The 9,996-nt window shown below is 57.9% G+C and carries 9 protein-coding genes; 4 read left to right on the top strand and 5 right to left on the bottom strand.

Translation table 11 applies throughout. From position 1 onward, the window contains the following. Window positions 1-24: 24 nt before the first annotated feature. The 3 genes from HMPREF9538_RS02495 to HMPREF9538_RS02510 all read right to left on the bottom strand — a co-directional run bounded on the left by HMPREF9538_RS02495 (window position 25) and on the right by HMPREF9538_RS02510 (window position 3,847). Window positions 25-837 carry a trypsin-like serine peptidase gene (locus HMPREF9538_RS02495; protein ID WP_020317021.1) on the bottom strand — a complete coding sequence of 271 codons (813 nt, stop codon included), beginning with the start codon at window positions 835-837 and terminating at the stop codon, window positions 25-27. Between the two features lie 938 nt (window positions 838-1,775). Beyond that, window positions 1,776-2,195, bottom strand: coding sequence for an acid resistance repetitive basic protein Asr (gene asr, locus HMPREF9538_RS02505; RefSeq protein ID WP_002903693.1), 420 nt, complete (start codon window positions 2,193-2,195; stop codon window positions 1,776-1,778). Between the two features lie 164 nt (window positions 2,196-2,359). After that, complete coding sequence (locus HMPREF9538_RS02510; protein WP_004176294.1) at window positions 2,360-3,847, bottom strand: carboxypeptidase M32; 1,488 nt, start codon at window positions 3,845-3,847, stop codon at window positions 2,360-2,362. A gap of 216 nt (window positions 3,848-4,063) precedes the next feature. Here HMPREF9538_RS02510 and HMPREF9538_RS32665 point away from each other — a divergent pair, with 216 nt between their 5' ends. Next, window positions 4,064-4,156: a KPN_01571 family protein gene (locus HMPREF9538_RS32665; RefSeq protein WP_210173909.1), complete on the top strand. Its 93-nt coding sequence runs from the start codon at window positions 4,064-4,066 to the stop codon at window positions 4,154-4,156. A gap of 30 nt (window positions 4,157-4,186) precedes the next feature. Here HMPREF9538_RS32665 and HMPREF9538_RS02515 read toward each other — a convergent pair whose 3' ends face one another. Then, complete coding sequence (locus HMPREF9538_RS02515; RefSeq protein ID WP_004176293.1) at window positions 4,187-5,437, bottom strand: MFS transporter; 1,251 nt, start codon at window positions 5,435-5,437, stop codon at window positions 4,187-4,189. A gap of 130 nt (window positions 5,438-5,567) precedes the next feature. Here HMPREF9538_RS02515 and HMPREF9538_RS02520 point away from each other — a divergent pair, with 130 nt between their 5' ends. The 3 genes from HMPREF9538_RS02520 to bioD all read left to right on the top strand — a co-directional run bounded on the left by HMPREF9538_RS02520 (window position 5,568) and on the right by bioD (window position 8,637). After that, window positions 5,568-6,470 (top strand): LysR family transcriptional regulator, encoded by a 903-nt coding sequence (locus HMPREF9538_RS02520; RefSeq protein WP_002903700.1) that lies wholly within the window; start codon window positions 5,568-5,570, stop codon window positions 6,468-6,470. Window positions 6,471-6,593: 123 nt separating this feature from the next. Then, window positions 6,594-7,814: a sugar metabolism global transcriptional regulator Mlc gene (gene mlc / locus HMPREF9538_RS02525; RefSeq protein WP_002903701.1), complete on the top strand. Its 1,221-nt coding sequence runs from the start codon at window positions 6,594-6,596 to the stop codon at window positions 7,812-7,814. 127 nt (window positions 7,815-7,941) lie between these two features. Beyond that, window positions 7,942-8,637, top strand: a complete 696-nt coding sequence (gene bioD, locus HMPREF9538_RS02530) for a dethiobiotin synthase (protein WP_002903703.1) — start codon at window positions 7,942-7,944, stop codon at window positions 8,635-8,637. Here the strand turns inward: bioD and clcB are convergent. Continuing rightward, window positions 8,590-9,885, bottom strand: a complete 1,296-nt coding sequence (gene clcB / locus HMPREF9538_RS02535) for a voltage-gated ClC-type chloride channel ClcB (protein ID WP_004148305.1) — start codon at window positions 9,883-9,885, stop codon at window positions 8,590-8,592. The genes bioD and clcB overlap by 48 nt on opposite strands. Window positions 9,886-9,996 lie beyond the last annotated feature (111 nt).

Below are 9,996 nucleotides of genomic sequence, written 5' to 3'. Positions count from 1 at the left end.
ATATTCTCCCCCGGCCTCGGTCCATTACTCACCGGCAAGCGCCTCCAGCTTATCGCGAAAGCCAGTCACCGCAATGGCGCGATTGTCCGCCCGCCAGCGATCCTGCGGGCCGGGGGCCGAACTCTGCACGGCGATCACCTGCCAGCCGTCCTCCGTTTTCAGCAGCAGCGGCGAGCCGCTGTCGCCAGGCAGGGTGTCGCACTGATGCGACAGTACGCTGGTTTGCGCCCACCCTGTCACGATGCAATCCTGGTGGCTGTAAAGATTATCGAGATGATCTTCAGGATAGCCAGACTGGGTAACTTTACGGTCCGCCGCCTTCAGCGCGGCGGTGAGATCGGCCTTGCTGCCCGGAAAGAGCGGGATCGGCGTAATGCCAGACGGAGCATAGCGCAGCACGATCAGACCAAAATCGGACGGCGCCGCAGCGGAAGGGACAATCCAGCCGTCGCCATCGGCTTTCAGGCGTCTGCCTAAGCTGGGATCGACTCGCCCGTCAATGCCGTGGATCTCATAGACCCAGTTGCCCTTGCGGGAAATAAAGCGCAGGGCGACCGCTTTGTCCGGCTTGCCGCGCGGGGGCGTTAACAGACAGTGGCCCGCGGTCAGCGCCAGATGCGGAGAGATGAGCGTCGCCGTACACAGATTGCCGCTGGCGGTTTCCAGCTGGCCAATCGCGTCCCACGGACTCTCCTCGGGGCGGTTCACCGCTTTGCGGTCATCGTGACCGAAAAACAACGTCTTAATATCTTTGGCGCTCAGTCCGCTATCATCGGCATGTGCGTCCAGAGGTAACAGATAAAATGAACACAGTAATAACAGAACGTCTCTACGCATATCACTCTCTGGGGAGGCTATGATGTCTATTGACAGTAGCAGGAGATTTAAGTTTTTGAAAGTAAACAATAATTCTAAACAGGCCAAACCGTATACCACATCAGCGCGCGGTGGGGTCTGGCGCTGGTAAAACCTCCTGATTTCAAGCGGTTAATACCAGTGTTCTGCTTGTGCTATTTCCGCAGAAAGTGGCGTCTTGCGCAACAAAATTCATGTATCAGAACGTACTGAATTCGGTTAATAATGCAGCAATTCATCCGTGGGATTATTCCTGGTTTGTCAGCATAATGCCCAAAAATAATACTTTTACCCACCAGATCTTCACCGGAATTCGCACTTCTTTACGCCTCTCGTAATTATTTTCAATGCGAAACATTTTCTCACCGAAAACGTTGTTACCGTCGCCCTGCCGTTGAGTAAATAGAGAGGTAGTACCGGCGATGATAGCCTGAACTCTATTTCCCCTGCGTTCGGAGGGCTTATGTCTAAAAAAGGTATTCGCGCACTGGTTTATGTTTCCCTGGTCTCAGTCGCTATCTGGGGCGCGACCGGCTATCTGGTGATGGAAGCCGTGCGTGCATTGTGATGGGCGCGCCACCCGGCAAGGGCCAGGCGTGCGACATATTACGACTAACATGTCTGGCGTCTTCTGGCGCCGGACATTTTTTTGCGCCGCAGAGAGTCACAGGATAATGGGAAGCGGGGAGCGGGTCAGCGATAGCCGCACGGTATTCATTTTAATGAAAAGCTGGTAGAAGCAGCAAAATGCGAACGCGGGATAAATAATTAAGAGAGGAAAAAACGGGTTGCAACCACTGCGCATATAATTAGCAGGATCAGGATGAGCTCAAAACGATAGCGCCGCAGCATAGTGCTCTCCAGAAAAAACGGCGCTGAAACAGCGCCGATTATTAAGAAGGTTGGTTCACCGGGAGGAATTATGCTGCCGGCTGTGCAGTCGGTTTAGCGGCCTGGTGTTTAGTGGTTTTGTGGTGTTTTTTCGCTGCCTGCGCTTTCTGGGCTGCCGGTTTAGCCGCAGCTTTGTGATGCTTTTTCGCCGCCTGAGCTTTCTGCGGAGCAGCTGGTTTAGCTGCTACTTTTTTGTGTTTTTTAGCGGCCTGGGCTTTCTGAGCAGCGGCTGGTTTAGCTTCTGCTTTTTTGTGTTTTTTGGCAGCCTGAGCTTTCTGCTCTGCAGCCGGTTTTGCCGCGGCTTTGTGGTGTTTTTTGTGATGGGTGGTCTTGGCAGCCGTGCTGTGGGTGGCAGCCGGTGCCTGAGTGGTGCTTACTGCGTCAGCAGCGAAAGCGGCGGAAGAGAGACCCATAGCAGCGGCAACGACCAGAGCTAATACTTTTTTCATTCTGATATCCTCGAAAAGTTTTCTTAATTTCAACCCCACTGCGGGGCCGGTGAAATCACTATATGCTTGTCTTTTCGAGCTTTCCGTGAGTGTTTGGTATCGGCGTGTAACCGAATGTACAAGGCAGGAACGACAGGACGCGCCGGGTAGCCCGGCGCGTATGATTAAAGGTAGCGAGTGGTCAGGTGCTCGCGGAAGTAGCGGCTATTAAGATCCTCACCGGTGGCCTGCTGAATCAACTGCGAGGTGGTGAAGCGGCTGCCATGCTGCCAGATATTCTGCCGCAGCCAGTCGAACAGGGCGCTGAAATCGCCTTCCTCAATATCGCGATCTAATGTCGGCAGCGCGCGGCGGGCCGCGGCCATCAACTGCGCGGCATACATCGCGCCCAGGGTATAGGAAGGGAAATAGCCGAATCCGCCGTCGGTCCAGTGAATATCCTGCATGCAACCATCCCGATAGTTGCCGGTGGTCGACAGCCCCAGCCAGTGCTGCATTTTCTCGTCCCACAGCGACGGGATATCATCTACCTCAATCTCGCCGTCGATCAGCGCACGTTCAATTTCATAACGCAGGATGACATGCGCCGGGTAGCTCACCTCATCGGCATCGACGCGAATAAAGCCGGGTTTCACCTGCTGATTCCAGGCGACAAAGTTGTCCTGGCTAAAGGCCGGCCGATCGCCAAACCGCTCGCGCACCGCCGGTAACAGGCGATTAAGAAAACGCTCGCTGCGTCCCAGCTGCATTTCAAAAAACAGGCTCTGCGACTCGTGGATAGCGGTGGAGCGGGCGAGTCCTACGGGCTGGTCGACCCACGGGCGAGGCAGATTCTGCTCGTAGCGGGCGTGGCCGGTTTCGTGGATCACGCCGAACAGAGCGCTGAGCAGGTCGTTTTCGTTGTAGCGGGTGGTGATGCGCACATCCTGGGGTACGCCGCCGCAGAACGGGTGGGCGCTGATGTCGAGGCGCCCGCCGTCGAAGTCAAAGCCAAGGATACGCATCGCCTGCAGGCCCAGCTCCCGTTGTTCAGCAATGGGGAAAGGCCCCTGCGGGGCGATTAGCGTCTGCTTCGCCTGCTTCTCCACCGCCTGGCTAAGCAGGGAAGGTAGCCACGATTTGAGATCGGCGAACAGGCTGTCCAGCCGCGCGCTGGTCATATCCGGTTCGAAAATATCCAGCAGCGCGTCGTAGCGTGAGCCGCCCCTGGCATCGGCGCGGATCTGCGCTTCCTGACGGCTCAGTCTGACCACCTCGCGTAGGTTGTCGGCAAAGCCCGTCCAGTCATTGGCGGGACGCTGGCTGCGCCAGGCATGCTCGCAGCGGCTGCCGGCCAGCGATTTTGCTTCCACCAGGCTCTCCGGCAGCAGCGCCGCCTGATCGTACTGACGCTGCATTTCCCGCAGGTTGGCCTGTTCAACATCATTAAGATCCTGCTGGCGGGCTTCCTGTAACCATTGTCCCACTTTTTTATCGGTCAGGATCTGATGCTGCAGCACGCCGAGCTCGGCCAGTGCTTCGCTGCGGGCGACGCTCCCGCCCGGGGGCATCATCGCGAACATATCCCAGCCGGCGATGGCGGCGAGATGCGAAAAGCGCGACAGGCGCTGAAAGGTACGGGTAAGCTGCTGATAAGGCGTATTTTCAGTCATAGTGGCGTTCGGTCCGTGACAGGTGAATAAAGAGATTATCGCTTTGCCTCTACACTATCCTGATACGCCCGGCGGGTCGAGCGTTGCGCACAGGGGAAGGGAAAGACACATGGCGGGAGAATAAGCTCACCTCTGTGATCGGTGTGACAGAAAACGGTAACATAACGGTACTAAACTGTGATCGATTACACAGGTCTGGAGGTTCGGGGGTGGTTTATGAATCCGTTCACCTGGCTGTTTATTGCAGTGCTGTCCGTTGATGCCGTCAGAGAGCTGATGGGCTTGTCTTCCATAATGGGCATGTGGTGAAACGTGGCCCGCAGGCCACGTCACACGCGACTATTTCAGTCGCTGATGTAAGCAGGTGCCGGTCAACAGCGCGGCAAGGAGCAGCAGCGCGATAAACCCACCGACGCCGTTCCAGCCGTAGTGATGCCAGAATACCCCGCCTAACGTCCCGGCAAGACTTGAACCCAAATAATAGCTGAACAAATACAGCGATGATGCCTGACCGCGGGCGCGGCGGGCGCGTGGGCCAATCCAGCTGCTGGCGACGGAATGCGCGGCGAAGAAGCCAGCGGAAAACAGCAGCATGCCGATGAAAATAAGCCACAGGGAAGAAAAGAGCGTCAGCAGCAGGCCGCAGAGCATCACCGCTGTAAAGCCAAGCATCACCGGCCCGCGGCCAAAGCGTACGGTCATGGCCCCTGCCTTCGGTGAACTCCAGGTCCCGGTGAGATAAGCTACCGACAGCAGGCCTACCACCGCCTGGCTTAACGACCACGGCGACATCATCAGCCGGTAGCCAATATAGTTAAACAGGGTGACAAAAGCGCCCATCAGCAGAAAACCTTCGACGAACAGCAGCGGCAGGCCACGGTCGCGCCAGTGCAGACGGAAGTTAATCAGCAGCGTTTTCGGTCGCAGCGAGGTCGGGCGGAAATGGCGCGACTCGGGCAGGATACGCCAGAACATAATCGCCGCGGCCAGCGCAAAGCCGCTGATCGCCGCCAGTGCCACGCGCCAGCCGAAGAAATCGGTAAAGACCCCGGTCAGCAAGCGGCCGCTCATGCCGCCGATGGAGTTGCCGCTGATATAGAGTCCCATCGAAAAGGCGACGAAACTGGGGTGGATCTCCTCGCTCAGATAGGTCATGCCGACCGCCGCTACGCCGCTCAGCGACAGGCCGATGAGCGCGCGCATAATCAGGATGCCGTGCCAGCTGGTCATCATAGTCGACAACAGTGAACAGCAGGCGGCCAGCAGCAGGGCGGTGACCATCACCGGCTTGCGGCCTATTGCGTCCGACAGCGGGCCGGTAAACAGCAGGCCCACCGCCAACATCGCCGTGGAAATTGAAAGCGAAATACTGCTGCTGGCCGGCGACACGCCAAACTCGTTCGACAGCACCGGCAGGATCGGCTGCACACAGTAGAGCAGGGCAAAAGTGGCCAGACCGGCGGAGAAAAGCGCGAGAGTGACGCGCATAAACTGCGGGGTGCCACGCTTAATAAACGGATCCGGGCGGGATGCACCAGCGACGCTGACCTCGCCCGCCGGCACGGTGTCAACGGTTGTTGTACGACTCACAGAGAATTCCTTGCGTAGAAGTTGCTGCTTACCAACAGAGTGTTGTGACCATTCAGCTCACATTTTTAGGGTATGAAAATGTAAATATTCTGTCTAATATATTAATAATCTCAAATAAGACGTTTTAAATATGAATATCGAGTTGCGTCATTTGCGCTACTTTGTCGCCGTCGCTGAGGAGCTACATTTTGGCCGCGCCGCGGCGCGACTAAACATCTCTCAACCACCGCTAAGCCAGCAGATTCAGATCCTTGAGCAGCAGACCGGCGCTCGCCTGTTTGCCCGTACCAACCGCAGCGTCAGCCTGACGGCGGCCGGAAAGCAGTTTCTCGCCGATAGCCGACAAATCCTCGCCCAGGTGGATGAGGCGGCTGCTCGCGCCGCCCGTCTACACCATGGCGAAACGGGTGAGCTGCGCATCGGCTTTACCTCCTCGGCCCCTTTTATTAAGGCCGTCTCCGATACGCTATCGATGTTTCGCCAACGCCTTCCGGATGTGCATATTCTCACCCGCGAGACTAACACCCGCGAACAGATAGTGCCCCTGAGCGAGGGGGCTCTGGATTTGGGGCTGCTGCGCAATACTCAACTGCCGGACACCCTGGCGTGGGAGCGGGTTCTGCGCGAGCCGCTGTTGGCGATGGTCCCGGCGAATCACCCCCTGGCCCGCCAGCCCTCGGTCAGCCTGGCGGCGCTGGCGCGCGAGCCCTTCGTCTTTTTCGACCCGCACGTCGGCACTGGCCTGTATGACGACATCCTCGGCTTGCTGCGCCGCTACGGCCACACGCCGAAGATTGCCCAGGAGGTGGGGGAGGCAATGACGATTATTGGTCTGGTGGCCGCCGGCCTGGGGGTATCGATCCTCCCGGCCTCCTTTCAGCGCGTCCAGCTCAGTGAAATGCGCTGGCTGCCGATCGACGAACAGGATGCGGTATCGGAGATGTGGCTGGTGTGGTCTAAACACCATGAGCAAGGGGCACTGGCAAAACGCTTTCGTGAGGCGCTGCTCTCCTGGAAAAGCGAGCATAATTGAGGCGAAAAGGGGCTGGAAATGTGCGGTAAATCACAAGGCTAAGTAAAAATTTGACGTTCACCGTCGAAGTGCTTCACCATAGCCGAAAGTTTATTTCGAAGCGCGAAAATAAGGGAGTCAATGGTGGTAGCGGATAGTCAACCAGGCCATATCGATCAAATAAAGCAGACCAATGCGGGCGCCGTGTATCGCCTGATTGATCAGCTCGGCCCGGTATCGCGTATCGACCTTTCCCGATTTGCGCAACTGGCGCCGGCCAGCATCACCAAAATCGTCCGCGAAATGCTGGAAGCGCATCTGGTTCAGGAGACCGAGATCCAGGAGCCCGGCAGCCGCGGCCGCCCGGCGGTGGGGCTGATGGTGGAGACCGAGGCATGGCACTATCTGGCGGTGCGCATCAGCCGCGGTGAGATCCATCTTTCGCTGCGTGATTTAAGCAGTCAGCTGGTGGTGGAGGATCAGCTGGAGCTGGCGCTTACCGACAGCACGCCGTTTCTGACGCGCGTTATCGACCATATTGATCGCTTCTTTATTCGCCATCAAAAGAAGCTGGAACGCCTTACCTCCATCGCCATGACGATGCCCGGTATTATCGATACCGAAAATGGCATTATTCATCGCATGCCGTTTTATGAGGATGTTAAAGATGTCCCGCTCGGCGAAGCGCTGGCCAATCATACCGGGGTGCCAGTCTATATTCAGCATGACATCAGCGCCTGGACTATGGCGGAATCTTTGTTTGGCGCCTCGCGCGGCGCCCGGGACGTCATTCAGGTGGTCATCGATCATAACGTCGGCGCCGGGGTGATCACCGATGGGCGCCTGCTGCACGCCGGCAGCAGCAGCCTGGTGGAGATTGGCCATACCCAGGTCGATCCCTACGGCAAACGCTGTTACTGCGGCAACCATGGTTGCCTGGAGACAATTGCCAGCGTAGAAAGCGTGCTGGAGCTGGCGCAGATGCGCATGGCGCAGTCGATGAGCTCGCTGCTGCACCAGCGTCCGCTGAGCGTGGAGTGGCTTTGTCAGGCGGCGCTGCAGGGCGATTTGTTAGCCCGGGACATCATCAGCGGCGTGGGTAATCACGTTGGGCGGATTCTGGCGATCATGGTCAATCTGTTTAATCCGCAGAAAATTCTGATTGGCTCGCCGTTCAATCTGGCGGCAGAAATTCTTTTTCCGGCAATTTCCAGCTGTATTCGGCAACAATCTCTCCCAGCCTATAGCCGGCATATTACCGTTGAAAGTACTCAGTTCTCCAACCGCGGAACGATGGCTGGCGCGGCGCTGGTCAAAGATGCGCTCTATAACGGATCCTTACTCATACGACTGTTACAGGGTTAACATTTTTTCATAGTCACACCAAAAATTGCGCTATCTCAAGCTGACCTCAGACGGCTTCACGTAGACTTTGCCCACCGTTGATTATTTCTCTCCCGTATATTTCATCGACAAAACTGTGGGGTTAGTGATGTTTAAGCGTTTCTTTATTACAGGTACAGACACCTCTGTCGGGAAGACAGTGGTTTCCCGTGCGCTGTTGCAGGCACTTGCTGCCAGAGGCAAAAGCGTGGCCGGGTATAAGCCTGTGGCGAAGGGCAGCAAAGAGACGCCGGACGGTTTACGTAACAAAGATGCGCTGGTGTTGCAGAGCGTCTCCACGCTGGCGTTACCTTATGAGGCTGTCAACCCCATCGCCTTAAGCGAAGACGAGAGCAGCGTGGCGCATAGCTGCCCGATCAACTACGGTCTGCTGTCCGATGGTTTGCAGCGTCTGGCCGCGCAGGTCGAACACGTGGTGGTTGAAGGCACCGGCGGCTGGCGCAGCCTGATGAACGACCTGCGGCCGCTCTCCGAGTGGGTGGTTCAGGAGCAGCTCCCAGTGCTGATGGTGGTGGGGATCCAGGAGGGGTGCATCAACCATGCGCTACTGACAGCCCAGGCGATCGCCAATGACGGTTTACCGCTGATTGGCTGGGTGGCCAATCGGATCAACCCCGGTCTGGCGCACTACGCCGAAATCATCGATGTCCTCAGCAAAAAGCTGCCGGCGCCGCTGATCGGCGAGCTGCCTTATCTACCGCGCGCCGAACAGCGTGAGCTGAGCCGCTACGTCGACTTAGACATGCTCGGCAACGTGATGGCGATAGATCGAATCCCGGCGTAACGTCCGTGACAGCACAGACGACACGACGCAGGTTATCAGCAGACCGGGCAGCAGCGTATACTGCCCGGTCATCTCGCAAATCATCAGGGTTGACATGATCGGCGCATGGGTCGTGGCGGCCAGAAACGCCGCCATGCCGGTCAGACCCATCATGATGGCCATTTCTTCACTTCCCGGTAGCCACAGCCTGCTGAAGCAGGCAAACAGCATGCCCATCGCCAGGCCGACAAACAGCGTCGGGGTAAAGACCCCGCCAGGCGCGCCGGAGCCGCTGCTGGCCAGCACCGCCAGCAGTTTGCAGATAAATACGCCCACCAGCAGCGCACCGGACGGCGGCAGCAGCAAATAGCTTTGCACTACGCTGTAGCCGTTGCCCCATACTGCCGGGGTGATGAGCGATAAGCCGCCGACAATCAGCCCGCCCAGCGCCAGCTGCCACGGCGGCGCCAGCTTTAGTTTAACGAACCCGCGGTGGCTGTAGTCCATCAGCCAGATAAACAGCGGCCCGCACAGCCCGGCCAGCAGGCCAGTCGCCAGCATTAAGCCATAGTGCAGGGCGCTGAGGTTCTGCTGTAACACGACGTGATACAGCGGCGCGGCGCCGCCATTAAGAAACTGCGTCAACAGCAGGGCGATCACCGCCGAGATCACCACCGGCCCAAGCGAGGCCAGCATCAGCGTGCCAAAGAGAATTTCAGCAATAAACAGGCTGCCGGCCAGCGGGGCATGATAGGCGCTGGCCATCCCGGCAGCCGCGCCGCAGGCGACCCATAGCTTCCATTCACTCTGCGGCGTGAAGCGACGGGCAAACAGCGAGGCCGCCAGCGCGGCCAGCAGGATCATGGCGCCTTCCCGGCCAATCGCGCTGCCGGTCACCACGACCAGCAATGACGCCAGCGATTTCACCAGGCTTGCCGGCGTATCGAAACAGCCGTCGCCGGTCTCCAGGGCTTCCATATAATCGGTGGCGGCATGCGGACGCGCGACGCTGCGTCGTTGCCAGAGCCAGAGTAAGGTTCCCGCCGTCAGGCCGCCCAGCGCGGGGGTAACCAGCCGACGCCACGCCGGCAGCGACTGTGCGGCGTTGACCAGGCTCCCACTGTCATTACTGAGCAACAGCGTTTCCAGCACCACCATAGCGTGGCGAAACAGCGCCACCGCCAGGGCGGCGAGAAGGCCAATCAGGGTGGCGATCAGCAGGCGGCGAAACATCACCTGCACATCAGGATAGGGATGAAGACGATGCATTAGTCACGGCGAGGTTCGGAAAACATTGGCTTATTGTGATAGGGAATAACCTTAGATGCAAAAGCGATAAGTGCGGGTGAAATGCTGGGAAGCGGCAAAATAAAACCCCCC

It is taken from the genome of Klebsiella sp. MS 92-3 (assembly GCF_000195655.1).
GTDB lineage: Bacteria > Pseudomonadota > Gammaproteobacteria > Enterobacterales > Enterobacteriaceae > Klebsiella > Klebsiella pneumoniae.
Note: the sequence above shows the minus strand (reverse complement) of the source record. Positions and strands in the feature narration are given on the sequence as shown.

What these genes read in the sequence shown, in the direction of transcription:
- HMPREF9538_RS02495 (WP_020317021.1), bottom strand. Translation starts at nt 837, where the DNA reads ATGCGTAGAGACGTTCTGTTATTACTGTGTTCATTTTATCTGTTACCT.
- asr (WP_002903693.1), bottom strand. Translation starts at nt 2,195, where the DNA reads ATGAAAAAAGTATTAGCTCTGGTCGTTGCCGCTGCTATGGGTCTCTCT.
- HMPREF9538_RS02510 (WP_004176294.1), bottom strand. Translation starts at nt 3,847, where the DNA reads ATGACTGAAAATACGCCTTATCAGCAGCTTACCCGTACCTTTCAGCGC.
- HMPREF9538_RS32665 (WP_210173909.1), top strand. Translation starts at nt 4,064, where the DNA reads ATGAATCCGTTCACCTGGCTGTTTATTGCAGTGCTGTCCGTTGATGCC.
- HMPREF9538_RS02520 (WP_002903700.1), top strand. Translation starts at nt 5,568, where the DNA reads ATGAATATCGAGTTGCGTCATTTGCGCTACTTTGTCGCCGTCGCTGAG.
- bioD (WP_002903703.1), top strand. Translation starts at nt 7,942, where the DNA reads ATGTTTAAGCGTTTCTTTATTACAGGTACAGACACCTCTGTCGGGAAG.
- clcB (WP_004148305.1), bottom strand. Translation starts at nt 9,885, where the DNA reads ATGCATCGTCTTCATCCCTATCCTGATGTGCAGGTGATGTTTCGCCGC.